Source organism: Pseudomonas fragi (genome assembly GCF_025426255.1).
Classification (GTDB): domain Bacteria; phylum Pseudomonadota; class Gammaproteobacteria; order Pseudomonadales; family Pseudomonadaceae; genus Aquipseudomonas; species Aquipseudomonas kulmbachensis.
Window position 1 is genome coordinate 4,317,659 of the sequence record NZ_CP104861.1, and the last position, 23,529, is coordinate 4,341,187.

22 protein-coding genes are annotated in these 23,529 nt (G+C 58.2%); 8 read left to right on the forward strand and 14 right to left on the reverse strand.

Translation table 11 applies throughout. From position 1 onward, the window contains the following. Window positions 1-5 precede the first annotated feature (5 nt). From ptsN to N7D90_RS20080, 3 genes are read left to right on the forward strand one after another with little or no spacing between them, the layout of a single operon-like run. The gene (ptsN, locus tag N7D90_RS20070) at window positions 6-470 is read left to right on the forward strand and encodes a PTS IIA-like nitrogen regulatory protein PtsN (RefSeq protein ID WP_261739627.1); all 465 of its coding nucleotides are present in this window, start codon (window positions 6-8) and stop codon (window positions 468-470) included. A gap of 2 nt (window positions 471-472) precedes the next feature. Then, on the forward strand, window positions 473-1,330 hold the full coding sequence (gene rapZ / locus N7D90_RS20075) for an RNase adapter RapZ (RefSeq protein WP_261739628.1): 858 nt from the start codon (window positions 473-475) through the stop codon (window positions 1,328-1,330). 15 nt (window positions 1,331-1,345) lie between these two features. Then, on the forward strand, window positions 1,346-1,618 hold the full coding sequence (locus tag N7D90_RS20080) for an HPr family phosphocarrier protein (protein WP_261739629.1): 273 nt from the start codon (window positions 1,346-1,348) through the stop codon (window positions 1,616-1,618). 213 nt (window positions 1,619-1,831) lie between these two features. On the opposite strand, the gene N7D90_RS20085 is transcribed toward N7D90_RS20080, so the two are convergent. The 5 genes from N7D90_RS20085 to N7D90_RS20105 are packed head-to-tail and all read right to left on the reverse strand — an operon-like array spanning window position 1,832 to window position 5,610. Continuing rightward, window positions 1,832-2,728: a ZIP family metal transporter gene (locus tag N7D90_RS20085; protein ID WP_261739630.1), complete on the reverse strand. Its 897-nt coding sequence runs from the start codon at window positions 2,726-2,728 to the stop codon at window positions 1,832-1,834. Between the two features lie 27 nt (window positions 2,729-2,755). Continuing rightward, window positions 2,756-3,367 (reverse strand): superoxide dismutase, encoded by a 612-nt coding sequence (locus tag N7D90_RS20090; protein ID WP_261739631.1) that lies wholly within the window; start codon window positions 3,365-3,367, stop codon window positions 2,756-2,758. A 1-nt stretch (window position 3,368) separates the two neighbouring features. Then, window positions 3,369-3,818 carry a DUF2753 domain-containing protein gene (locus tag N7D90_RS20095; protein ID WP_261739632.1) on the reverse strand — a complete coding sequence of 150 codons (450 nt, stop codon included), beginning with the start codon at window positions 3,816-3,818 and terminating at the stop codon, window positions 3,369-3,371. A gap of 27 nt (window positions 3,819-3,845) precedes the next feature. Then, window positions 3,846-5,222 (reverse strand): class II fumarate hydratase, encoded by a 1,377-nt coding sequence (locus N7D90_RS20100; RefSeq protein WP_261739633.1) that lies wholly within the window; start codon window positions 5,220-5,222, stop codon window positions 3,846-3,848. Continuing rightward, window positions 5,215-5,610, reverse strand: a complete 396-nt coding sequence (locus N7D90_RS20105; RefSeq protein WP_261739634.1) for a FagA protein — start codon at window positions 5,608-5,610, stop codon at window positions 5,215-5,217. The genes N7D90_RS20100 and N7D90_RS20105 overlap by 8 nt, the downstream gene beginning before the upstream one ends. Before the next feature lie 302 nt (window positions 5,611-5,912). Between N7D90_RS20105 and N7D90_RS20110 the strand changes: the two genes are divergently transcribed. Further along, window positions 5,913-6,098, forward strand: a complete 186-nt coding sequence (locus N7D90_RS20110; protein ID WP_261739635.1) for a hypothetical protein — start codon at window positions 5,913-5,915, stop codon at window positions 6,096-6,098. A gap of 576 nt (window positions 6,099-6,674) precedes the next feature. Here N7D90_RS20110 and pmbA read toward each other — a convergent pair. Continuing rightward, window positions 6,675-8,021: a metalloprotease PmbA gene (pmbA, locus tag N7D90_RS20115; protein ID WP_261739636.1), complete on the reverse strand. Its 1,347-nt coding sequence runs from the start codon at window positions 8,019-8,021 to the stop codon at window positions 6,675-6,677. A 107-nt stretch (window positions 8,022-8,128) separates the two neighbouring features. Between pmbA and yjgA the strand changes: the two genes are divergently transcribed. After that, complete coding sequence (yjgA, locus tag N7D90_RS20120; protein ID WP_261739637.1) at window positions 8,129-8,650, forward strand: ribosome biogenesis factor YjgA; 522 nt, start codon at window positions 8,129-8,131, stop codon at window positions 8,648-8,650. A gap of 47 nt (window positions 8,651-8,697) precedes the next feature. Here yjgA and tldD read toward each other — a convergent pair whose 3' ends face one another. The 8 genes from tldD to mreB form a co-directional block, all read right to left on the reverse strand. Beyond that, window positions 8,698-10,140 carry a metalloprotease TldD gene (gene tldD, locus N7D90_RS20125; protein WP_261739638.1) on the reverse strand — a complete coding sequence of 481 codons (1,443 nt, stop codon included), beginning with the start codon at window positions 10,138-10,140 and terminating at the stop codon, window positions 8,698-8,700. A gap of 180 nt (window positions 10,141-10,320) precedes the next feature. Further along, a complete protein-coding gene (locus tag N7D90_RS20130; protein ID WP_261739639.1) occupies window positions 10,321-11,160 on the reverse strand; it encodes a carbon-nitrogen hydrolase family protein in 840 nt (279 codons plus the stop codon). 9 nt (window positions 11,161-11,169) lie between these two features. Then, a complete protein-coding gene (locus tag N7D90_RS20135; RefSeq protein WP_261739640.1) occupies window positions 11,170-14,982 on the reverse strand; it encodes a YhdP family protein in 3,813 nt (1,270 codons plus the stop codon). A gap of 75 nt (window positions 14,983-15,057) precedes the next feature. Beyond that, window positions 15,058-16,515 carry a ribonuclease G gene (gene rng / locus N7D90_RS20140; RefSeq protein ID WP_261739641.1) on the reverse strand — a complete coding sequence of 486 codons (1,458 nt, stop codon included), beginning with the start codon at window positions 16,513-16,515 and terminating at the stop codon, window positions 15,058-15,060. Window positions 16,516-16,571: 56 nt separating this feature from the next. Continuing rightward, a complete protein-coding gene (locus tag N7D90_RS20145; protein ID WP_261739642.1) occupies window positions 16,572-17,177 on the reverse strand; it encodes a Maf family protein in 606 nt (201 codons plus the stop codon). Window positions 17,178-17,228: 51 nt separating this feature from the next. After that, window positions 17,229-17,717 (reverse strand): rod shape-determining protein MreD, encoded by a 489-nt coding sequence (mreD, locus tag N7D90_RS20150; protein WP_261739643.1) that lies wholly within the window; start codon window positions 17,715-17,717, stop codon window positions 17,229-17,231. Beyond that, window positions 17,717-18,796 carry a rod shape-determining protein MreC gene (gene mreC, locus N7D90_RS20155; RefSeq protein WP_261739644.1) on the reverse strand — a complete coding sequence of 360 codons (1,080 nt, stop codon included), beginning with the start codon at window positions 18,794-18,796 and terminating at the stop codon, window positions 17,717-17,719. Before mreC ends, mreD begins: the two co-directional genes overlap by 1 nt. A gap of 173 nt (window positions 18,797-18,969) precedes the next feature. Then, window positions 18,970-20,007 carry a rod shape-determining protein MreB gene (mreB, locus tag N7D90_RS20160; RefSeq protein ID WP_003439856.1) on the reverse strand — a complete coding sequence of 346 codons (1,038 nt, stop codon included), beginning with the start codon at window positions 20,005-20,007 and terminating at the stop codon, window positions 18,970-18,972. A gap of 210 nt (window positions 20,008-20,217) precedes the next feature. Here mreB and gatC point away from each other — a divergent pair, with 210 nt between their 5' ends. The 3 genes from gatC to gatB are packed head-to-tail and all read left to right on the forward strand — an operon-like array spanning window position 20,218 to window position 23,428. Beyond that, window positions 20,218-20,505: an Asp-tRNA(Asn)/Glu-tRNA(Gln) amidotransferase subunit GatC gene (gene gatC / locus N7D90_RS20165; RefSeq protein WP_095040392.1), complete on the forward strand. Its 288-nt coding sequence runs from the start codon at window positions 20,218-20,220 to the stop codon at window positions 20,503-20,505. Between the two features lie 15 nt (window positions 20,506-20,520). Next, on the forward strand, window positions 20,521-21,972 hold the full coding sequence (gene gatA / locus N7D90_RS20170) for an Asp-tRNA(Asn)/Glu-tRNA(Gln) amidotransferase subunit GatA (protein ID WP_261739645.1): 1,452 nt from the start codon (window positions 20,521-20,523) through the stop codon (window positions 21,970-21,972). A gap of 10 nt (window positions 21,973-21,982) precedes the next feature. Then, window positions 21,983-23,428, forward strand: coding sequence for an Asp-tRNA(Asn)/Glu-tRNA(Gln) amidotransferase subunit GatB (gatB, locus tag N7D90_RS20175; protein WP_261739646.1), 1,446 nt, complete (start codon window positions 21,983-21,985; stop codon window positions 23,426-23,428). Window positions 23,429-23,529 lie beyond the last annotated feature (101 nt).

Consider the following 23,529-nt stretch of genomic DNA (forward strand, 5'->3'; position numbering starts at 1 on the left):
TACCCATGATCCGACTTGAAAGTATCCTGACCCCCGGCCGTTCCTTGGTGAACGCGCCGGGCGGCAGTAAAAAGCGCGCACTCGAACACATTGCCAACCTGATCAGCCGCGAAGTGCCTGGTCTCGAAATGCAGGATGTTTTTGAGAGCCTTATCGCCCGTGAAAAACTGGGTTCTACCGGTTTTGGTAACGGCATCGCCATACCCCACTGCCGCCTCAAGGGCTGTGAGTCGCCAGTCAGCGCCTTGCTTCACCTCGACGCCCCTATAGATTTCGACGCCATCGATGGCGCGCCGGTCGACCTGCTGTTCGTTTTGCTGGTGCCAGAAGCGGCAACCGATGCACACCTGGAACTGCTCCGGCAGATTGCCAGCATGCTCGATCGTAAAGACGTTCGCGAAAGACTGCGTAACGCATCCAGCAACGAAGCGTTGTATCAGGTTGTTCTGGACGTACAGAACGGTCATTAATCATGCGCTTAGTAATTGTCAGCGGACGCTCCGGCTCCGGTAAAAGTACAGCCCTCGCCGTCCTTGAAGATAACGGCTTCTACTGCATCGACAACCTGCCAGCCGGCTTGCTGCCGGAACTGGCCGAGCGTGCGCTGATTCACACCGAATTGGCGCAGCCGCTGGTGGCCGTATCGATCGATGCGCGAAACCTGCCGAGCCACTTGTCACGTTTCCCCCAACTGCTTGAAGAGGTTCGTAATCGGCATATCCAGTGCGATGTTCTGTACCTGGACGCCGACGAAGAAACCTTGCTCAAGCGCTTCTCGGAAACACGTCGACGTCACCCGCTCAGCAGCGCAAGCCGCTCACTTGCCGAAGCTATTCGAGACGAAACCCAACTGCTCGGGCCAATTGTTGACCTCGCAGACCTGACCATCAACACCACCAATCTGAACTTGTATCAGTTGCGTGACACCATCAAGTTGCGCCTGCTGAACAAGCCTGAAGCCGGCACCGCCTTTTTGGTTGAGTCGTTTGGCTTCAAGCGCGGGATGCCAGTGGATGCTGATCTGGTCTTTGACGTACGTTGCCTGCCTAACCCGTACTGGAAACCCGAGCTGCGCGAGCAATCGGGACTCGACCAACCGGTTGCCGACTATCTGGCAGCACAACCCGATGTCGAAGAGATGTTCCAGGATATCTCCAGTTACCTGTTGAAGTGGCTACCGCGCTTTGCTGCCAGTAATCGTGCCTATGTAACGATTGGTATTGGCTGCACAGGCGGGCATCACCGCTCGGTGTACCTGACCGAACGCTTGGGCAAATGCCTGCAAGAAACTCTGAAGAACGTCCAGGTTCGCCACCGCGACCTTACTTGAAGGATCTACCCCGCGATGCCTGTACTGGAAATTGAAATCATCAACAAACTGGGCTTGCACGCCCGGGCATCAGCAAAGTTCGTCGGTATCGCAGGGCAGTTCCCATGTCAGATCCGGGCGGGTCGTACTCCTGAATCAATGGTAGATGGCAAAAGCATCATGGCCATGATGATGCTCGCTGCGGGCAAGGGAACCACCATCCACCTGATGACCGAAGGTGAGCAGGAGCAGGAAGCTCTGGATGCACTGGCCAAACTGATCAACAACTTCTTTGATGAGGGTGAGTGAGCAAAGCGACGCAATTGCTCGTAGCAGCTGACGAGCTCCACGAGGCTGCGTTCGGCGATGCAATCGTCGTAAACCCGGTATACGCGATTTATCTGAAACACCAAGGCTGAATGGTTTTACGGCTGCTTCGCAGCCGAACGTAGCCTCGTTCTACTCGTCAACTGCTACAGGAGTTTTGCTCGCCTTGTCGCCGGCGAGGAACGAAGGCTGCGACTACGCCCCAAGCGCCGTATCCATCACCATCATCAGGCAAAAGCCAACACACAACCCCAGGCTCGCCAGTTTTTCGTGACCATTGCGCCGCGACTCCGGGATCACCTCTTGCGTGACCACCAACAGCATCGCCCCTGCCGCCAATGCCAGCCCCAACGGTAACAACACCTCAGCCAGATTGACCAGCCAAGCGCAGAGCACCGCGAACACCGGCTCAACCAGACCGGAGGCTGCGCCAATCAGGAACGCCTTGACCCGCGACATGCCCGCCCCTGCCAGCACCAAGGCAATCACCAGCCCTTCAGGCACATCCTGCAAGGCTATGCCCATCGCCAGGCTATCGGCATCAGGCATACCGCCCCCCGCCGACACCCCGACCGCCATGCCTTCGGGAATGTTGTGCGCCACAATCGCAATCACAAACAACCAGATCCGCGGTGCAATAACCGGCTCGCCTGGGCGGCTGGCGAACACCTCCGGCCCGACACCCGAGACCTTGCGATCCACCAGAAACAGGCAGAAAGCGCCCAGCATGATGCCCAGACTGATCAGCCCGCTGGAAGACCAGGGCGACAACCCCAGGCCTTGAGCGGCAGCAATCCCCGGCACAATCAGCGAAAAGGCCGTGGCCGCCAACATCACCCCGGCACCAAAGCCAAGTAAGGTATCGCTGACCGCCACCGGCATTTTACGAATGACCAATACCGGCACCGCACCCAATGCAGTGCCCAGCGCACAGAGCGAACCGCCCTGCAGCGCCCGCAACAGTTTCGGCTCCAGATCCAGCCAGACCAAACCCTTGGCTACCAGCAAGGCTGTGCCCGCCAGTAGCAAGAGCGTGCCGAGGGCATAGCGAAACATCCGCACGCCACCTACCGCCAATATTTGCGTGCCCATAATCCGCCTGAATCCTTTTGAGTGGGCTCAGCCAATCGCTGCTTGATAGCGACGCGCCACTTCAGGCCAATTAATTACGTTGTAAAACGCATTGATGTATTCCGGGCGACGGTTTTGATAGCGCAGGTAATAGGCGTGCTCCCATACGTCCAGCCCGAGAATCGGCGTATTGCCATTCATCAACGGACTGTCCTGGTTACCACTGCTCTCGATCACCAGTGTTTTTTGCGGGGTCACACTCAGCCAGGCCCAGCCACTACCAAAACGTGTCAGCGCTGCCTTGGTGAAGTTCTCCTTGAAGGTCTCCAGCCCGCCCAGTTGCTGATCAATCGCCTTGGCCAACTCACCTTCGGGCTTGCCACCGCCTTGAGGACTCATAACTTCCCAGAACAGCGAATGGTTGGCATGCCCGCCACCTTGGTTAATCACCGCTGCCCGCAGCTTTTCGGGCAACTGATTAACACTGGCCACCAGTTTTTCCACAGGCCACTGGGCCCACTCCGTGCCCTCCACCGCCGCATTCAGGTTGTTGATATAGGTCTGGTGATGCTTGGTGTAGTGGATTTCCATGGTTTGCGCATCAATGTGCGGCTCGAGCGCGTCGTAGGCATAAGGCAAGGCAGGCAAGGTGTAAGTCATATCAATGTGCTCCCAAGTGATGGCCGCTAACTGTCGAATATTCATGGCTGCTCTGAGCCAGGTTGCTTTTGAGTAAAAGATTGGAGCGCGGGTACTCACCGTGCTCACTGATAAAGTTCAAAAGCTCAACATAGGTTTTACTGCTCTGACGCAACGCTGCTTCACGCAAGGCCGACGACAGGCGAGCGTTCTGCATGGTTTGCAATAAACGCTGGTGGATCGCGCAGAGGTACTCGACGCTCTCCTCCGGCTGGTTGAGCCGCAGGTGCAGATCCGCCAGGTTGTGGTGCGAAATGACACAAGCCGCTACTGCTTCGTCGGCATCACTCCAGCGCTCGAACAGAACTTGTGCCAGCGCCAGCGCCTGCAAGTAATGCTCCCGCGCATCGACCAGCTCGCCCTCGGCGAAACAGCGATTGGCTCTTTCGATCGTGCGTTTCCAGTGTTCCATGTGAGCCTCCAAAGCAGTGTCGATGCGTTAAACGCCGCCTGCAGTCAACTTCTCGGGGTCGAGCAAGACCTCAAGCTGGCTGCGTGGCAGGTCGGTGTATTCGAGGGCCACATCAATCACCGGGCGGCCTTGTTGATAGGCGGTCTTGGCGATTTCGGCAGCCTTCTGATAACCAATGATCGGGTTCAGGGCCGTCACCAGAATCGGATTACGCGCCAGCGCTTCTTTAAGCTTGCCCTCGTTGACCTTGAAACTGGCGATGGCCTTGTCGGCCAACAGGCGGCTGGAATTGGCCAGCAGCTCGATGCTGCTCAGCAGGTTCTGGGCAATTACCGGCAACATCACGTTCAGTTCAAAGTTGCCGGACTGCCCCGCGATGGTGATCACCGTGTCGTTGCCGATCACTTGAGCTGCGACCATTGCCGTGGCTTCCGGAATCACCGGGTTGACCTTGCCCGGCATGATCGAAGAGCCCGGCTGCAAGGCCTCAAGCTCGATCTCACCCAGGCCTGCCAAGGGACCTGAGTTCATCCAGCGCAGGTCGTTAGCAATTTTCATCAGCGAAACCGCAGTGGCCTTGAGTTGCCCCGACACCGACACGGCCGTGTCCTGCGAGCCAATCAAGGCAAACAGATCTTTGCCCGGAGTGAATTTCACCTGGGTCAGGGCCGTGAGCTGCTGACTGAACAAAGCGGCAAACTGCGGGTGCGCGTTAATCCCGGTGCCCACCGCCGTACCGCCCTGCGCCAGCGATTGCAGCGCAGGCTGCAGATTGTGCAAATGTTCGATATTAGCCCTGAGCTGTTGCGCCCAGCCGTTGAGCACCTGGCTCATGCGCACGGGCATGGCATCCATCAAGTGCGTACGGCCGGTTTTGACGTACTGATGAACCTGCTCGGCTTTGTGCTCGATAACCTGCACCAGATGCGTCAACGCGGGCAGCAGTTGCTCGTGCAAGCCTAGAGCCGCGCTGACATGGATGGTGGTCGGGATAATGTCGTTGCTGCTTTGCCCGCAGTTGACGTGATCGTTGGGGTTAACCGGCTCACCCAGCAGCCGCGTGGCAAGGGTTGCGATCACTTCATTGGCATTCATGTTGGAACTGGTGCCCGATCCGGTCTGGAAAATATCCACCGGGAAGTGCTCCATAAAGTCACCGGTCAGCAGAATCTGGGCGGCCTCGACTATGGCCTCGCCCTGGGCAGCGCTGATTTGCTTGAGTTCAATGTTGGCTTGGGCGGCTGCGGCCTTGGCCAGAATCAGTGCGCGAATGAATTGCGCTGGCATGCGTTGATGGCTGATGGGGAAGTTGTCGACTGCACGCTGGGTTTGTGCGCCATAGAGCGCCGCCTCAGGTACGTGCAATTCGCCCATGCTGTCACGTTCGATACGAGTGTTACTCATCAGGAAATCCTTGCACCAGTTCTGTTAAAGAAATTGAAGGCTCGAGCTCGCAGGTCGCCAACTGCCAGGCACAGCTTTGCCAGCGCTTGAGTCGGCAGTTACATAGGGCTTGGGTTTCGAGGTCGCGCAGCGGGCGCCACGCGTGGTCCAGACACTGAGTGCGCCAGTGCCACGGCAGCGCGGTATCGGTTGCGGTGTCCAGCAGCAGCCGGAAGGTAGTTACGGCAATCATCCACGGCGAGGTCGCCGTGCAGCCCGCAAGATAGCGGCCTTCAGCCAGATAATGCTCGATCAGGCGTGGCTCGTTCGGCGCCAGCCCGCAACGGATCTGGCGGCTCATCCAACGCCAGCTTTCTAGATACGGCCCTTCACGCAAGGCTGAACTCATGACCCAAGCTCACTCGATAATGAGATTCATTATTAAGCGATATTGATTATCAAAACAAGCCTGATGATGGCTTAGAGCCCTGCTCCCGGATCCGCAAGGCCGCGATCATTGATCGCGGTCTTTTTATTGCCTGAGAAAAATCTCACTCCGCCGGTGGTGCTACTGCTGGCCATAGAAGTATTAGGAAAATCCTTACAAGTAATAGGGTCTCATCCCACATCCGTACTGCAGCCAGAAACCTATCATCTCCCTCGTATTCACTCAGTACCCACTGCAGCTTCCTACACCCTTAGAGGTTGCTGATGGACAACAACACGATTTTTAATATTGATGTTGGTAATCGTCTAACTACACCACCCACGGTTAATGGCACGGGTGCGGCCACTGCAAAAATAGATCTGTGCGCCGCATATATCAAAAGCGGCATATCACTGGCGGCTGGCGCTGCCAATGCAAGCATGGTTTTACGTTTATTTACGACTAAGTAACAACAAAGAAAGACCTCTGCCTTTCCTTAACTTTCACACGCGCACCGAGACTATTAATATGTTATTTCAAAGTTTGAACATAGTCGCCGTTCTGTTTACCGTGTTTCTGTACAGTCAAGCAGAGGCCTCAATTACGCTCAATTCAACCAGAGCAGTATTTGAAGGAAATAAAAAAGAAGCCAGTGTCATGGTGCGTAATCTGAGCAGTGACGCGATGGTACGACGGGGATAGGCAGCTACTCCATCCCGCTATCGCTCAACTATGACTAGCGGCGCAGTAAAACCTGTAGCCGCTGTCGAGGTACGAAGCTGCGAAAAGGGCCGAAGGCCCTTCAAATGCTGCGCAACCCATCGCAGCCTCGCTGCGGCTACGGTGTTTTTGCAACGATTGCGATCTGTAGCAGCTGACGAGTAGAACGAGGCTGCGTCCGAGGACAGAGTCCTCGTAAACCCGGCAATGGTTAAAACTCTGATATACCCAGGTTGTATGGTTTACGGCTGCTGCGCAGCCGGACGCAGCCTCGCGGAGCTCCTCAGCGGCTACAGAGTACGGCGCAAGCCCCATATGACTCGCGCTTAGCTACCCGCCACCATCATGCGTTCGATCAGCACCGAGCCGGTGCGGATGTTGCTGCGCAGTTCCAGATCGTTGCCCACGGCCACGATCTGTTTGAACATGTCGCGCATGTTGCCGGCAATCGTCACTTCTTGCACCGGGAACTGGATTTCGCCGTTTTCGACCCAGAAGCCCGCCGCGCCACGGGAGTAGTCGCCGGTGACCATGTTCAAGCCGCTGCCCATCAGTTCAGTGACAAACAGGCCGCGGCCCATGCGCCGGATCAATGCGGCCTGATCCTCATCGCCATGGGTCACGAACAGGTTGTGCACGCCGCCCGCGTTGGCGGTGCTTGGCATGCCCAGCTTGCGCCCGGAGTAGGTGCTGAGGATGTAGGACACCAATTCGCCATCTTTGATAAACGGTTTGGCGTAAGTGGCCAAACCATCGTTATCGAACGACGAACTGCCCATGGCGCGCATCAAATGCGGACGCTCATCCAGGGTCAGCCATTCAGGGAAAATCTGCTGGCCCATGGTATCCAGCAGGAACGATGACTTGCGGTACAGGTTGCCGCCCGAGATTGCGCCCAGGAAGCTGCCGAACAAGCCACCGGCCAACTCGGCCGAGAACAGGACCGGCACTTCGCAGGTCGGCACCGGGCGTGAACCCAGGCGGCGAGCGGCGCGCTCTGCAGCGCGCTGGCCAATGGTTGCGGCGTCCATCAGCAGCTCACCCTGGCAATTGACGTCATACCAGTAGTCGCGCTGCATCTGGCCATCGCCTTCGGCGATCATCACGCAGCTCAGGCTATGACGGGTCGAAGCCGAACCACCGATAAAGCCGTTGCTGTTGCCGTATACGCGGCAACCCTGATGCGTGCTTAGCGTGGTGCCATCGGCGTTCTTGATCCGGCTGTCGGCCTCGAACGCTGCGGCTTCACAGGCCAGGGCCTTTTCGATGGCTTGCTCAGGGGTAATGTCCCAGGTGTGGAACACATCGAAATCTTTCAGGTCTCGAGCCATCAGGCTGGCATCAGCCAAACCCGAGCTTTCATCTTCGGAGGTGTGCTGGGCAATCGCCAACGCCGCGGCGACGGTTTCGCGGATCGCATCCGGGCCGGTGGCCGAAGTGCTGGCCGAACCTTTGCGCTGCCCCACGTAAAGAGTGATGCCAAAACCCTGATCGCGGTTGAACTCAACGGTTTCGACTTCGCGCTGACGTACCGAGGTCGACAGGCCCTGCTCCAGCGACACAGCTACTTCACAGGCACTGGCGCCCTGACGCTTGGCTTCGGCGATGATTTGCTCTACCTGCTCTTGCAGTGCCGACAAGGCCTGCGGGCCGACGCTTTGTACTGCACTCATGGTTTTCTCCACTCAAATTCTGTTTTCGGCAGGGCCGCCGAGCGACCGGGCCGGACAAGCGGCCCCCGACTGGTTATCATGGCGGCGTTTCTTTGCGGACTGCCACCATGGTTGATTCTTACGACGACGCCTTCGACGGCGAAAAAAGCAAATCGCAGGTCAAACGCGAGCTTCATGCTCTGGTTGATCTGGGCGAGCGTCTCACGACACTCAAGCCTGACTTGCTGAACAAAATGCCCCTGACTGACGCAATGCGAAAGGCTCTGGCAGATGCTCCAAAACACACGGCCAATATTGCGCGCAAGCGCCATATGATGTTCATCGGCAAACTGATGCGCGATCAACCGCTTGATGAAATTCTTGCTTTGATCGATCAAGTCGATGCCTCTTCTCGCCAGTACAACGAACGTTTTCACAACCTCGAGCGCTGGCGTGATCGCCTGATCGAAGGTGATGACGCAGTACTGGAAAAGTTTGTTGCCGAGTTCCCTGAAGCTGATCGCCAGCAAATGCGCTCGGTCATACGTCAGGCCAAACACGAACTGGCTCAGAACAAGGCACCGGCTTCAAGCCGCAAATTGTTCAAGTACATTCGTGGGTTGGACGAGTCTCAACGCGGTCTGCGTTAAGCCTCGTATCCGGGAGGGTTGCCTGGCAGCCTTCCCGGAAACTTCCATCAACCGCCCGTACCGCCAACAGTAATCGCGTCAATCTTCAGGGTTGGCTGCCCAACGCCTACCGGCACCGACTGTCCGTCCTTGCCGCATGTCCCCACGCCGCTATCCAGCGACAGATCGTTACCGACCATCGACACCTTGCTCATCGCTTCCGGCCCGTTGCCAATCAGGGTTGCGCCTTTGATCGGGTAAGTGATTTTACCGTCTTCGATCATGTACGCCTCGCTGGTGGAGAACACGAACTTGCCGCTGGTGATGTCGACCTGACCGCCGCCCAGATTGGCGCAGTAGATGCCCTTTTTCACCGAGGCAATAATTTCGGCCGGGTCACTTTCACCACCCAGCATGTAGGTGTTGGTCATGCGCGGCATTGGCAGATGCGCGTAGGACTCGCGACGGCCATTGCCGGTGCGGGCCACACCCATCAGGCGAGCATTGAGTTTGTCTTGCATATAGCCCTTGAGCACGCCGTTTTCGATCAGAGTAGTGCACTCGGTCGGGGTGCCTTCGTCATCGACGCTGAGCGAGCCACGGCGACCGGCCAGGGTGCCGTCATCGACAATGGTGCACAGCTTGGAGGCAACCATTTCACCCATGCGGCCGCTGTAGGCCGAACTGCCCTTGCGGTTGAAGTCCCCTTCCAGACCGTGGCCCACGGCTTCGTGCAGCAACACACCAGACCAACCAGAACCAAGGACTACAGGCATGGTGCCTGCGGGTGCCGGTACGGCTTCAAGGTTGACCAGCGCCTGACGCAGTGCCTCACGGGCATAACCCATGGCACGGTCGTCGGTGAGGAAATAGCGGTAATCGGTACGCCCGCCACCGCCATGCCCGCCGCGTTCGCGACGACCATTTTGCTCGACGATGACGCTGACATTGAAACGCACCAGAGGACGAATATCTGCCGCCAGGCCACCGTCAGTGGAGGCCACCAGAATCCGTTCCCAGACCCCGGCCATGCTCACGGTGACTTGCTGAATACGCGGATCGAGGGCGCGGGTAGCGGCATCAATACGCTTGAGCAGTTCGACCTTTTCAGCGCGGCTGATGACTTCCAGCGGGTTATCCGGGCCATACAGCTGGGCCACGTCCTGGGTGGTGAATGCCTGCACCGTGCCGTTTTGACCAGCGCGGGAGATGGAACGAGCAGCACGAGCAGCCAGCCCCAGGGCTTCCAGGGTGATCGCGTTGCTGTAGGCAAAACCGGTTTTCTCGCCAGACTGGGCGCGCACGCCTACACCCTGATCGAGATTGAAGCTGCCTTCTTTGACGATGCCGTCTTCAAGTGCCCAAGACTCGGAAATCTGGCCCTGAAAATACAGGTCTGCCGCATCGATACCTGGCCCGGCCAGGTCACCCAATACGCTTTGCAGACTTTCGATGGTGACACCGCCCGGTGCCAACAGGTGTTCGCTGACTGAGGTCAACAACTCGCTCATACTCACTCCGTCTTGGCCCCCGCATCAGCATCTTTGAGTGCTGAACCCACGGGCCTGAAAATTACTGTGGGAGCCAGCCTGCTGACGATCCAGGCGACTCGGTCTGCCTGGCTCAGCGCAGTAATGTTTTCGCTGGCAGGCCAGCTCCCACAAAAAATGCATCCAACCAAAACCGTGCTTCTAAACGCGCGTCTGCGCACCCTGCGAAAAAAATCGCCGATGGCTCACCACCGGCATGCGCGCCCTGATATCCGCCTGTTCGACGGAGTCACGCTCGGCCAGCAATACGCCCTCGCCTTGCGCCTGCTCGGCCAGCACCCGCCCCCAAGGGTCGATGATGGCAGCGTGCCCGTAGGTCTCGCGCGGGCCCGGATGAACGCCTCCCTGGGCCGCTGCAAGCACGTAACACTGGGTTTCGATGGCCCTCGCGCGAATCAGAATGTCCCAATGCGCCGCCCCCGTCACGGCGGTAAATGCCGAGGGTGCAGTAATCAGCTCCGCGCCAGCGCTTCGTAACTCACTGTACAGCTCTGGAAAGCGCAGGTCGTAGCACACGGTCAGGCCCAGCTTGCCGACTGGAGTATCAGCCACCACCACTCGCTCACCATGAGCATAGTCGTCAGATTCACGATAACGACCACGACTGTCAGACACATCCACGTCGAACAAGTGCAGTTTGTCGTAGCGGGCCACTTGCTCGCCGTCAGCATTGATCAGCAGCGAACAGGCATTGACCTTGGCATCTGGCTGGCCTTCTGGCGGCAACGGTAACGTCCCGGCAACTACCCATAAGTTGAGGTCGCGAGCGGCCTGTTTCAACCATGGCAGGATCGGGCCTTCACCCAATGCCTCGGCGCGACCGATATCGGCAATATCACGACGGCCCATGGCGGCAAAGTTTTCAGGCAGTACGGCCAGTTGCGCGCCGCCAGCAGCCGCCTTTTCCAGTAGGCGTCGAGCCTGAGCCAGATTAGCCAGCACATCGCTCTGACTGACCATTTGAATCACTGCAAACGACATGACGCGCTCCTATTTTTTCTCAAACGGCTTGTCGAAGGTGATCTTCGGATCGTTCCACGGGCCTTGAATGCTGTATTGCACACTGGCGAAGCGCGACACCTGATCGCCGATCAGCTTGTTGAGCAAAAATACCGCCCCACCTACCGCTGGCCCACCCACCACCAACGCGGCCAAGGACAGGTTGTTGGTCACCGGCAAGGTCACCAGCAGCTTGGCGTTGACCTGATCGGTGACCATGTTCAGCGTGCCATTAAGCTCCAGGTTGGTAGATGGCCCGGTCATCAGAATCGGTTTGCTGGTGCTATAGACACCACTGCTGGCATTGAGCACGCCCTTGACCCGGTCGTAGCTCAGGCCTTTGCCAAACAGGTCGGAGAAGTCCAGACGCAGGCGACGGCCAATGGCGTTGAAGTTCAGCAGACCAAAAATGCGCAGCACCTGGGCGCTGCCATCGACTTCCACAAACTGGCCTTTATTGAGTGAAGCATCCAGGGTACCGGAAAAACGCTTGAGGCCGATCCAGGCCGGTGAACCCGGCCAGTTGCCATCGACGTCCAGATGAAAATTATTGCTGGTCACACTGGGGGCAAAGCCCCAGTTCTTGAGTACGTCAGCCAAATTGCCGCCACCCAGACGGCCCTGATACCAGCTCTTGCTGCTACCCGCGACGCCTTCCCAACCACCCGAGCCTTCGAGCAGCAGGCCCTTGAGCCCCAGGTTCAGGCTGTTGAGGCTAATGCCACGACTGTTTGGCCGTACTTTGAGCGACCAGGCGCCAAGCAAGTCCGGTCCTTGGTAGAGCTGTCGAATGACGATGTCCAGCGCCGGAATGTTTCGCGGATCAACCGCCGCCAGCGGGTCCGGGGCATTTTCGTCGGCCACCACTTTGGGGTCGGGCGCGGGCAGACGAATGTTCTGCATCGTGACCACAATCGGGGCGTTTTTGGCATCTGGCAAAGTCACCGCACCGAGGGCCTGCTTGCTGTCGATTTGCAACGCCCAGGAGGCGGCATTGCGCTTCATCATCAAGCGAACCTGATCCAGTTGAGTGCCGAAGGCGATCAACTTGCCGACTTTAAAGTCCGCGCTGTTGAGCAGTTGCTTGGCACTGCCGCCGGGGTCCTTGCCTGCATAACGCTCGACCAGCGCCTGCCACGGGGCAACGTCCAGTTCCGAGAGCACGCCGCGAATACGCAAGCCCTTGCTGGCAGGCAGCACCGGGTCGCCATCGCCCAGGAACAATTCGCCACGCCCGTCTTCAAACTTGCCATTGGGGGCGGCAAAGGTCAGGTTGGCCAGGTCACCGTAGTCAAACCAGTAGCGGCGCTCGGCCCCTTGCAGGGTCATGCGGAACACGCTGTTGCGGCTCTCATTGGCCGCCAGACCGAACGGCGCTGGTAAATCCACCACAGCGCCCTTGAGGCTGGAACTGACGCGCAACTGGCTGTCGGCACCGTCCAGAGTAAGCTGTAGCTGATAAGGCAAATCACCCGTCACCGGGATCGGCTGATTGAACTTGAGCCAGTCAGTGAGTTTTTTAACCCCCACTTGACCGCTTGCCACCACACGGGTGCTGATGCGACCGGGCTTGCCGTCGGCAAAGATCTGCGCCGTGATCGGACGATCAAACGCACGTGCGCTGATGCCCTTGCCACTCAGCCCCTTGGCACTGTCAAAGCGAAAGTCGCCCTTGAGTTGAGTGAGTTCGAGCTCAGGTTCGCTGATTTTCAAGCGCGCCTTGTCGGTATTGAAATCCACCAGGATTTTCGGCTCTTCACCTTTGCCCAGCGGGATATCCAGATCGACCCGGCCTTTGAGCGAGCCCTCCCCCTGCCAGCCTGCAAAGGTTTCAGCGGTGCCAATCGGCGCCTCCTGAAGAATTTTCAGGCCGTCACCAAGACCACCGTCAAAATCGCCATCCAGCAACAGATGACTGACCTTGCCGCTGGGCACATGGGGAATACTCACCGCAACGTTGCGAACCTGCGTGTCGAGCAGTTGGCCTTTGCTGGCCATGATCCGCACGCCGCTGTCTTCGATAAATACATCACCCGAGACATTGCGCACATGGGGCCAGCCGGGCTGGAACGCCAGTTCTGCACCCTGCACTTTGAAGAACAGGCTGATATTGCGTGCCGCCGCAACGGCGTCGTGGCTCAGCGATCCTTGGTACTGGAAAAAACCTTCTTCGACCGCGCCCTTGATAATCGCGGTACTCAGCCATTCGGTAAGCGCCGGGCTCAACACTTCAGGCAGGTATTTGGGGGTAAAACGACCATCGCCATCCGTTAGACCGACCCGTAGGTCCATGTAGTCTTCCTGGGAATGGTCGAGGTGGATCCGAATCAAAAAGTCAGCCGCGATCTTGCCCTCCTCCCCCAGCACTTTGATGTACGGCGCGATCAGGGTGAAGCTGTCCTTGTTCAAGGTCCAGGTCAGCAGAGCATTGGCTTGCAGGTACTGCCAGGGCTTGGCGAAGATCGGCTCCAGATGCAGCATGAAATCCTTGCTGTCGAGCCGCAGTTCGCCCTTGCCCAGGTCACCGCTGATCAGGCCGCTGACGTTGCGCGCAGCCGGGGCACCGTGGGTGGCATTGAACCCGACCTGTTGCAGATTGGCAGCGAAGCTGAGCTTTTCATCGCCTGTCGCGTCGGGACGGTAGTCGAGCAGCACATTACGCAGCGTACCCGTGACCTTGAGCTGGTCGATCACCTTGGCCAAACCGTCGGGCCACGGCGCCAGCGAATCGAGCAACGGTGTAATCGGGGTCAGGTCCAGGCGGTCAGCCTGCAAGTGCCAGCGTTCCTGCTCCTTGTCGGTCGCCGCGAACTGCTGCAACTGCATGCGGGTTTCCCAGCGGGTCTTGCCCAGGTCCATTGCCAGCGAATCGAGTACTACATTGAAACCTTGCTTGCCCCGTTCAGCCCAGGCATGCAGCGCCAGGCTGTCAATGGTCTCGGCTTTACGGTCGGCGTAGGCACCGCTGATTCTTGGTGCATTCAAGCGTGCAACCGCGCTCTGTACCGAGCCTTTTTTCCAGTTAAACCAGAGCTCGCCACCCGCCTTGAGTTCAGACACTTTCCACGGTTGAAGCAGCGTGGCGGGCAGCCATTTGGCCCAGTCACTCTGGGGCAGGCTGACATAAGCCTGGGCCGCACCATCTCGCCACTGGCTAGCCTGAACCTGGGTCTTGAGGCTCAGCGCTACAGGTTGACCATCGGGCAAGGTAAGCCGCGCGTCGAGGCGCTGATCCGAGGCGCCAACGTCCAGCGTCAGCCCTACATAGGTCATGGTCAGCGGAGCGTGCTTGAAGGGTTCGAGCGTCACCTGACTGTCGAGCACCGACAACTGCGATACACGCTGCAGCTGATTGAGTAATTGCTCAGGATCCAGTGGCTGGTCGTCCTGTACCGGCAACCCTTCGAGGGCCCAATGGCCGTCCTGGTCCTGACGCAAGCTAAGTTGCAGACCATTGAGTTGCACGCGGGCGATACGGATGTCACGGCTCAACAGGCTGGCCCACACGTCGGGCACCACCTGCACTTCATCCAGGCGCAAGGCACTGTTGCCCTCGCCAATCATCACATCGTGTGCCAGCAATATGGGCGCCATGGCGCTCCAGCGCCCCTCAAGGCTGCCAATCGTCAATGGCATGCCCAAGGCTTCGCGGGCTTTGTTCTGCACCTCGATGCGGTATTCAGCGATCAGCGGGGTCAATTCACGGCCGAGGCTGACGTACAGCGCCGTCAACACTAAAACCAGGGCGCACAGGCCCAACCCCCAACGGGTCAGCGCGGCAAAAAAGCGTGTCAGACGCTCCATGTCAGGTGGCCCCTTCAGTAATGATCACAGGGGCTGAGCTCAGCCCCTTTTTAACGCTATACGACGTCTGATACTTCAGAGCAGCACCACATCGTATTGTTCCTGGGAATACATGGTTTCGACCTGAAAACGAATCGTACGCCCGATAAAACCTTCCAGTTCCGCAACGTTGCCCGACTCTTCGTCCAGTAAGCGGTCGACCACTTTCTGATTGGCCAGCACCCGATAACCTGTCGCCTGATAGGCCCGGGCCTCACGCAGGATTTCACGGAAAATTTCATAGCAGATGGTTTCAGCGGTTTTCAGCTTGCCCCGACCCTGGCAGCACACACACGGCTCGCACAGAACCTGTTCAAGGCTCTCGCGGGTGCGTTTGCGGGTCATCTGCACCAGACCCAACTCGGTAATCCCGATGATGTTGGTCTTGGCGTGATCACGCTCCAGCTGTTTTTCGAGGGTGCGCAGCACCTGACGCTGATGCTCTTCATCTTCCATGTCGATGAAGTCAATGATGATGATCCCGCCCAGGTTGCGCAGGCGCAATTGCCGGGCAATGGCGGTGGCCGCTTCGAGGTTGGTCTTGAAGATGGTTTCTTCAAGGTTGCGATGGCCCACAAATGCGCCGGTATTGACGTCAATGGTGGTCATGGCCTCAGCCGGATCGACCACCAGATAACCGCCGGACTTGAGCGGGACTTTGCGATCCAGGGCTTTCTGGATTTCGTCTTCCACGCCGTACAAGTCAAAAATCGGCCGTTCGCCTGGGTAGTGCTCAAGGCGGTCGGCAATTTCAGGCATCAGTTCGGCAACAAACTGAGTGGTTCTCTGGAAGGTTTCACGCGAATCGATGCGGATTTTCTCGATCTTGGGACTGACCAGATCGCGCAATGTGCGCAGTGCCAAGCCCAGGTCTTCGTAGATCACAGTCGGCGCACCAACGGTTTTGATCTGGGCCCCGATCTGGTCCCACAAGCGGCGCAGGTAGCGAATATCCATCAGGATTTCATCCGCCCCGGCGCCCTCGGCCGCCGTACGCAGGATAAAACCACCGGCTTCCTGGATGCCTTCCTGGGCCACGCAATCGGTGACCACCCGCTTCAAACGCTCACGTTCGGCTTCGTCTTCAATTTTCAACGAAATACCAACATGCGCGGTGCGCGGCATGTACACCAGATAGCGTGAAGGAATCGACAGCTGAGTAGTCAGACGTGCGCCCTTGGAAGCGATCGGATCCTTGGTAACCTGCACCACCAGGCTCTGGCCTTCGTGCACCAGCGTGCTGATGCTTTCAACGGCCTGGCCTTCGCGCAGGGAAATTTCGGAGGCATGGATAAAGGCCGCGCGGTCCAGCCCGATATCAACAAAGGCCGCCTGCATGCCGGGCAAAACCCTGACAATTTTGCCTTTATAAATGTTGCCGACAATGCCCCGGCGCTGGGTACGCTCGACATGCACCTCTTGCAGAACACCGTTCTCTACCACCGCCACGCGCGATTCCATCGGCGTGATGTTGATCAGGATCTCTTCACTCATGGCTGGGTCTCGTTCAGGCGTCATCACAGTAGTGCCACGTCTCGTAGGTGCGGTATTCAGCGCACGGTAAGGTTTTGCCAACAGGGTATGCCGAAATGCCCGAGCAGTTCTGCGGTTTCGCACACGGGCAACCCAACAACGGCTGAATAACTGCCATTTAGACCCGCCACGAACACCGCTGCCAAGCCCTGAATGGCGTAACCACCGGCTTTATCCTGCGGCTCACCGCTGGCCCAGTACAGGCTGGCTTCTTGTTTGTCGATGTTTCGAAAACGGACCTGGCTGCGCACCACTCGAGTTTCGCAACGCCCGGCATCCACAATCGCGATGGCGGTCAACACCTCATGCTCCCGGCCAGATAACGCCATGAGCATAGCCAAGGCGTCGGCCTCGTCGACTGGTTTACCGAGAATGTGCTCATCGAGCACCACAGCCGTATCGGCCCCCAGCACGCAAAACCCGTCGTCCGGTTTCGATGCCAGCAGTTGCTGGCGTCCAGCTTGGGCCTTTTCACGCGCCAGGCGCTCGACATAGGCCACAGGGGATTCATTCTGGAGGGGGGTTTCGTCAATGGCCGCACTGACTGTTTGAAACGGCACGCCGATTTGAGTCAGCAACTCGCGTCGGCGCGGTGAGCCAGAGGCCAGATAAAGCGAGATCATCAAGACATCTCCCTGTCGAGGTGCACAAACCAGGAAATGGCTCGTATCCGATTAATTGATTTTGAAACGTCTGCATAACCCGCGAAGCCCGTAACTGATCCAGAGCCACAGCAGTGCACTGACCAAAGCCGGCAAGATCAGCGCCAGGGTCGGTTGGCGGTTCCCGGTCAAGGCACTGAGCCACAACTGGGCGAGCTGAGCCAGACCGAAAATCACCAGAATCACCAGGCTTTGCTGCCACATCGGGAACACCCGCAGGCGCTGCTGCAGTGACAAGACCAGGAAGGTGATGAGGGTCAGTGTCAGGGCGTTCTGCCCCAGTAACGTGCCGTACAGCACATCCTCGGCCAGCCCCAGGCAAAACGCAGTGAGCATTCCCACTTTATGCGGCATGTACAAGGCCCAAAAGGCCAACAACAAGGCCAGCCAGAGCGGGCGCAGGATTTCCATGAACTGCGGCATCGGTGAAATGCTGAGCAACAGGCCGATGGCAAATGTCAGCCAGATCAGCCAGCTGTTACTCGAACGCGTACTCGCCATTATTGCCTCTCCCGAGTAGTGGCCGGCACAGCGGCTGGCGGCCTGGCTGCGGCGGGGGTTGCAGAAGGAGGCTTGGCAGCCGGGGCCTTGGCAGCCGGGGCCTTGGCAGAAGCAGGCTTGGCGGCCACAGGCGCCACCGACGGTGCAACTACAGGTGCAGGTGCAGGTGCAGGTGCAGCCACCGGTGCTGCAGGTTTTGGCACTGTCGCCGGAACAATGGAAGGTGCTTCACCGTTTTGCTCTGCCTGCTGGGCCTTGGCAGCGTCATTGGCCCGCTCTTCCGGGGTTCGGCTATCGCTGAACACCAGCAGCAGGTAACGGCTACGGTTCAAGGCCGCCGTCGGCACTGCCCGCACAATGGCAAAAGGCTGGCCCGAGTCGTGAATCACTTCTTTGACCGTTGCCACCGGATAACCGGCCGGGAAACGCTGCCCCAGGCCCGAGCTGACCAGCAGGTCGCCCACTTTGATATCCGCAGTGTCTGCAACATGACGCAGTTCCAGGCTCTCCGGATTACCCGTACCGCTGGCAATCGCGCGCAAGCCATTACGGTTTACCTGCACCGGAATGCTGTGGGTCGTATCGGTGAGCAGCAGGACACGCGAGGTGTAGGGCATCAGCTCGACCACTTGCCCCATCAGCCCACGGGCATCAAGCACGGGCTGCCCCAGTACCACGCCGTCGCGCTCACCTTTGTTGATGATGATGCGATGGGTGAAGGGGTTAGGGTCCATGCCGATCAACTCGGCCACTTCAACCTTTTCGTTGACCAGCGCGGATGAGTTCAGCAACTCGCGCAGGCGCACGTTCTGCTCGGTCAAGGCGGCCAGCTTTTGCATGCGGCCTTGAAGCAGAAGGTTTTCAGTTTTGAGTTTCTCGTTTTCCGCCACAAGCTCGGTACGGCTGCCGAACTGACTGGCCACACCCTGCCACAAGCGCTGCGGCAAATCGGTAATCCAGTAGGACTGCATCAGCACCAGCGACATTTGACTGCGCACGGGTTTGAGCAACGTGAAGCGAGCGTCCACTACCATCAGCGTGACCGATAGCACGACCAGCACCAAAAAGCGCACGCCCAATGAGGGGCCTTTGGAAAAGAGCGGTTTAATAAGCCGCTCCTCCCGGGCAAGTGTTCAATTTATTCATACGGCTTCAAGCGGCCTGGATGAAGATTGACAGAAGATAAACGCCAAAAGGCAGCACTGCAAAGTGCTACCTTCTGATGATAACCAAAGGACTGCACCACACGATCTTATTCGCTGGAGAGCAGGTCCATTGTGTGTTTATCCATCATTTCCAGCGCACGGCCACCGCCACGCGCAACGCAGGTCAGCGGGTCTTCGGCAACAATCACCGGCAGACCAGTTTCCTGAGCCAGCAACTTGTCGAGATCACGCAGCAAGGCGCCACCACCGGTCAGTACCAGACCACGCTCGGCGATGTCCGAAGCCAATTCTGGCGGAGACTGCTCCAGTGCGCTTTTCACAGCCTGAACGATGGTTGCCAGCGACTCTTGCAGAGCCTCAAGCACTTCATTGGAGTTCAGGGTGAAGGCACGTGGTACGCCTTCTGCCAGGTTACGGCCGCGCACGTCGACTTCACGTACTTCACCGCCAGGGAAAGCCGTACCGATTTCGGTCTTGATGCGCTCGGCAGTCGACTCACCGATCAGGCTGCCGTAGTTGCGACGTACGTAAGTGATGATCGCTTCGTCGAAACGGTCGCCACCCACCCGTACGGATTCGGCGTAAACCACACCGTTCAGGGAGATCAGGGCGATTTCAGTGGTACCACCACCGATATCGACAACCATCGAACCGCGTGCTTCTTCAACCGGCAAGCCGGCACCGATGGCAGCAGCCATTGGTTCTTCGATCAGGAACACTTCACGGGCACCGGCACCGAGTGCCGATTCACGAATGGCACGACGCTCTACCTGAGTCGATTTGCAAGGCACACAAATCAGAACTCGCGGGCTAGGTTGCAGGAAACTGTTTTCATGCACCTTGTTGATGAAGTACTGCAGCATTTTTTCGCAAACGCTGAAATCGGCAATAACGCCGTCTTTCATCGGACGAATGGCAGCAATGTTGCCCGGTGTACGGCCAAGCATGCGCTTGGCCTCGGTGCCGACGGCAACGACACTTTTCTGGTTACCGTGTGTCCGAATAGCCACAACCGATGGCTCATTCAGGACAATACCGCGCTCACGCACGTAAATAAGGGTGTTGGCAGTGCCCAGGTCGATGGAAAGATCGCTGGAAAACATGCCACGCAGTTTCTTGAACATGGGAAAGGGACCCTAGGCAACGCGTGGGTAAAAAAGTGCGGCAAACTCTAACAACGACAGGGATTTTGGGCAAGGCGCCAATATGTTAAATTGGACGCTTTTCCGAGCACCAATGCCCATAATCGCGGCCATATGACCGTAGAAATGCGGTAGTGTTCCGACAATCTAACACACGGATAGCATCCGTCCTGTTTTCCACTGGAGAATCCCATGGCGCTTGACCGCTCCGACGTGGAAAAAATCGCTCATTTGGCCCGTATTGGCCTCAATGATGCCGATATTCCACGCACCACCGAAGCCCTTAACAGCATTCTGGGGCTGATTGATCAGATGCAGGCCGTCGACACCACCGGTATCGAGCCTCTGGCCCACCCACTGGAAGCCAGCCAGCGCCTGCGCGCAGACGTCGTGACTGAAAGCAATCATCGCGAGGCTTATCAGTCCATCGCACCAGCGGTCGAAAACGGCCTCTATCTGGTTCCGAAAGTCATCGAGTAAAGGGAAAGAGCCTGCATGCATCAATTGACTCTGGCCGAGATCGCCCGCGGACTCGCCGATAAAAAGTTTTCCTCCGAAGAGCTGACCAAGACCCTGCTGGCGCGTATCGCCCAGCTCGATCCTCAGCTCAACAGTTTCATCACCCTCACCGAAGACCTCGCCCTAGAGCAGGCCAAGGCCGCTGACGCACGTCGCGCCAACGGTGAAACCGGTGCCCTGCTGGGCGCGCCGATCGGTCACAAGGACTTGTTCTGCACCTTGGGCGTACGCACCAGCTGCGGCTCCAAAATGCTCGACAACTTCAAGGCCCCGTATGACGCCACCGTGGTTGCCAAACTGGCTAGCGCTGGCGCTGTGACCTTGGGCAAGACCAACATGGACGAGTTCGCCATGGGGTCGGCCAACGAATCGAGCTACTACGGGGCGGTCAAAAACCCGTGGAACCTTGAGCATGTTCCGGGCGGTTCGTCTGGCGGTTCGGCAGCAGCCGTTGCCGCTCGTCTGTTACCTGCCGCGACTGGCACCGACACCGGCGGTTCTATCCGACAGCCGGCAGCGCTGACCAATCTCACCGGCCTGAAACCGACCTACGGTCGTGTTTCGCGCTGGGGCATGATTGCTTACGCCTCCAGCCTCGATCAGGGCGGCCCGTTGGCCCGCACGGCCGAAGACTGCGCCATCCTGCTGCAAGGCATGGCCGGTTTCGACCCGCAAGACTCCACCAGCATCGACGAACCCGTGCCGGACTTCAGCGCCAACCTTAATGGTTCGCTGCAAGGCCTGCGCATTGGCGTGCCTCAGGAGTTCTTCAGCGAAGGTCTCGACTCGCGCATCGCAGAGCTGGTCCACAACAGCATCAAAGAGCTGGAAAAGCTCGGTGCCGTGATCAAGCCCATCAGCCTGCCGAACATGCAGCACGCGATTCCTGCGTACTACGTGATCGCGCCAGCCGAAGCTTCGTCCAACCTGTCGCGTTTTGACGGCGTACGCTTCGGCCATCGCTGCGAAAACCCGAAAGACCTCACTGACCTGTACCAGCGCTCGCGCGCCGAAGGCTTTGGCCCGGAAGTACAGCGCCGGATTCTGGTCGGTGCCTACGCCCTGTCGGCGGGTTACTACGACGCTTACTACCTGCAAGCGCAAAAAATCCGCCGCCTGATCAAAAATGACTTCATGGCTGCGTTCAACGAAGTCGACATCATCCTCGGCCCGACCACGCCTAACCCGGCCTGGAAAATCGGCGCTAAAAACAGCGATCCGGTTTCGGCCTATCTGGAAGACGTCTACACCATTACCGCCAACCTCGCGGGCCTGCCGGGCCTGTCGATGCCAGCCGGTTTTGTCGATGGCTTGCCAGTGGGCGTGCAATTGCTCGCGCCTTACTTCCAGGAAGGTCGCTTGCTCAACGTTGCCCATCAGTACCAGCTGAACACTGACTGGCACACGCGCTCACCTGCCGGCTTCTGAGGAAAAACATATGCAATGGGAAGTTGTGATCGGGCTGGAAATTCACTCCCAGCTCGCCACCCAATCGAAGATTTTCTCCGGTAGCGCTACCACTTTTGGTGCAGAACCGAACACCCAGGCCAGCCTGGTTGACCTGGGCATGCCCGGCGTACTGCCGGTGCTGAACCAGGAAGCCGTGCGCATGGCCGTGATGTTCGGTCTGGCAGTTGATGCTGAAATTGTTCAGCACAACGTATTTGCCCGCAAAAACTACTTCTACCCGGACCTGCCCAAGGGCTACCAGATCAGCCAAATGGAACTGCCGATTGTCGGCAAGGGCCACTTGGATATCACCTTGGAAGACGGCACCGTCAAACGCGTCGGCATCACCCGTGCCCACCTTGAAGAAGATGCTGGCAAAAGCCTGCACGAAGACTTCAGCGGCGCCACCGGCATCGACCTGAACCGTGCGGGGACGCCGCTGCTGGAAATCGTGTCCGAGCCGGACATGCGCAGCGCCAAAGAAGCCGTGGCCTACGTCAAGGCGATGCACGCCCTTGTGCGTTACCTGGGCATCTGCGACGGCAACATGGCAGAAGGCTCGTTGCGTTGCGACTGTAACGTGTCGATTCGCCCGGTTGGCCAGGCCGAGTTCGGTACACGCTGCGAGATAAAGAACGTCAACTCGTTCCGCTTCATCGAGAAGGCGATCAACAGCGAAGTACAACGTCAGATCGAACTGATCGAAGACGGCGGCAAGGTCATTCAACAGACCCGCCTGTACGACCCGAACAAGGACGAAACCCGCGCCATGCGCAGCAAGGAGGAAGCCAACGACTACCGTTACTTCCCCGACCCGGACCTGCTGCCAGTGGTCATCGAAGATTCGTTTATCGAAGACGTGCGCGCCACCCTGCCGGAGCTGCCACCGCAGAAACGCGAGCGTTTCCAGTCCCAGTTCGGCCTGTCGGCCTACGACGCCAGCGTATTGGCTTCGAGCCGCGAACAAGCAGACTACTTCGAGAAAGTCGTGAGCATCAGTGGCGACGCCAAACTGGCGGCCAACTGGGTGATGGTCGAGTTGGGCAGCCTGCTCAACAAGCAAGCCCTGGACATCGACCAGTCGCCGGTCAGCGCCGAGCAACTGGGCGGCATGCTGCAGCGCATCAAGGACAACACCATCTCCGGCAAAATCGCCAAGGTCGTGCTGGAAGCGATGGCCAATGGCGAAGGCACTGCCGACGATGTCATTGAAAAGCGCGGCCTCAAGCAAGTCACCGACAGCGGCGCGATTGAAAAGGTGCTGGATGAAGTGCTGGCGGCCAACGCAGAACAGGTCGAGCAATACCGTGCGGCAGACGAAGCCAAGCGCGGCAAGATGTTCGGCTTCTTTGTGGGCCAGGCGATGAAAGCCTCCAAAGGCAAAGCCAACCCGCAACAGGTCAACGAACTGCTCAAAAGCAAGCTCGAAGGCTAAAAGCAAAGCTTGTAGCCGCTGCCGTAGGCTGCGACAAGGGCCGCAGGACCTTCGCTTTTGATAAAAAAGCGGGGGCACTATGCAACCCATCGCAGCCTGCA

What these genes read in the sequence shown, in the direction of transcription:
- gatB (WP_261739646.1), top strand. Translation starts at nt 21,983, where the DNA reads ATGCAATGGGAAGTTGTGATCGGGCTGGAAATTCACTCCCAGCTCGCC.
- N7D90_RS20130 (WP_261739639.1), bottom strand. Translation starts at nt 11,160, where the DNA reads ATGTCGTTTGCAGTGATTCAAATGGTCAGTCAGAGCGATGTGCTGGCT.
- rng (WP_261739641.1), bottom strand. Translation starts at nt 16,515, where the DNA reads ATGAGTGAAGAGATCCTGATCAACATCACGCCGATGGAATCGCGCGTG.
- N7D90_RS20105 (WP_261739634.1), bottom strand. Translation starts at nt 5,610, where the DNA reads ATGAGTTCAGCCTTGCGTGAAGGGCCGTATCTAGAAAGCTGGCGTTGG.
- N7D90_RS20145 (WP_261739642.1), bottom strand. Translation starts at nt 17,177, where the DNA reads ATGATCTCGCTTTATCTGGCCTCTGGCTCACCGCGCCGACGCGAGTTG.
- yjgA (WP_261739637.1), top strand. Translation starts at nt 8,129, where the DNA reads ATGGTTGATTCTTACGACGACGCCTTCGACGGCGAAAAAAGCAAATCG.
- pmbA (WP_261739636.1), bottom strand. Translation starts at nt 8,021, where the DNA reads ATGAGTGCAGTACAAAGCGTCGGCCCGCAGGCCTTGTCGGCACTGCAA.
- ptsN (WP_261739627.1), top strand. Translation starts at nt 6, where the DNA reads ATGATCCGACTTGAAAGTATCCTGACCCCCGGCCGTTCCTTGGTGAAC.
- gatC (WP_095040392.1), top strand. Translation starts at nt 20,218, where the DNA reads ATGGCGCTTGACCGCTCCGACGTGGAAAAAATCGCTCATTTGGCCCGT.
- gatA (WP_261739645.1), top strand. Translation starts at nt 20,521, where the DNA reads ATGCATCAATTGACTCTGGCCGAGATCGCCCGCGGACTCGCCGATAAA.
- N7D90_RS20110 (WP_261739635.1), top strand. Translation starts at nt 5,913, where the DNA reads ATGGACAACAACACGATTTTTAATATTGATGTTGGTAATCGTCTAACT.
- mreD (WP_261739643.1), bottom strand. Translation starts at nt 17,717, where the DNA reads ATGGCGAGTACGCGTTCGAGTAACAGCTGGCTGATCTGGCTGACATTT.
- N7D90_RS20090 (WP_261739631.1), bottom strand. Translation starts at nt 3,367, where the DNA reads ATGACTTACACCTTGCCTGCCTTGCCTTATGCCTACGACGCGCTCGAG.
- mreB (WP_003439856.1), bottom strand. Translation starts at nt 20,007, where the DNA reads ATGTTCAAGAAACTGCGTGGCATGTTTTCCAGCGATCTTTCCATCGAC.
- N7D90_RS20095 (WP_261739632.1), bottom strand. Translation starts at nt 3,818, where the DNA reads ATGGAACACTGGAAACGCACGATCGAAAGAGCCAATCGCTGTTTCGCC.
- N7D90_RS20100 (WP_261739633.1), bottom strand. Translation starts at nt 5,222, where the DNA reads ATGAGTAACACTCGTATCGAACGTGACAGCATGGGCGAATTGCACGTA.
- N7D90_RS20080 (WP_261739629.1), top strand. Translation starts at nt 1,346, where the DNA reads ATGCCTGTACTGGAAATTGAAATCATCAACAAACTGGGCTTGCACGCC.
- tldD (WP_261739638.1), bottom strand. Translation starts at nt 10,140, where the DNA reads ATGAGCGAGTTGTTGACCTCAGTCAGCGAACACCTGTTGGCACCGGGC.
- N7D90_RS20085 (WP_261739630.1), bottom strand. Translation starts at nt 2,728, where the DNA reads ATGGGCACGCAAATATTGGCGGTAGGTGGCGTGCGGATGTTTCGCTAT.
- rapZ (WP_261739628.1), top strand. Translation starts at nt 473, where the DNA reads ATGCGCTTAGTAATTGTCAGCGGACGCTCCGGCTCCGGTAAAAGTACA.
- N7D90_RS20135 (WP_261739640.1), bottom strand. Translation starts at nt 14,982, where the DNA reads ATGGAGCGTCTGACACGCTTTTTTGCCGCGCTGACCCGTTGGGGGTTG.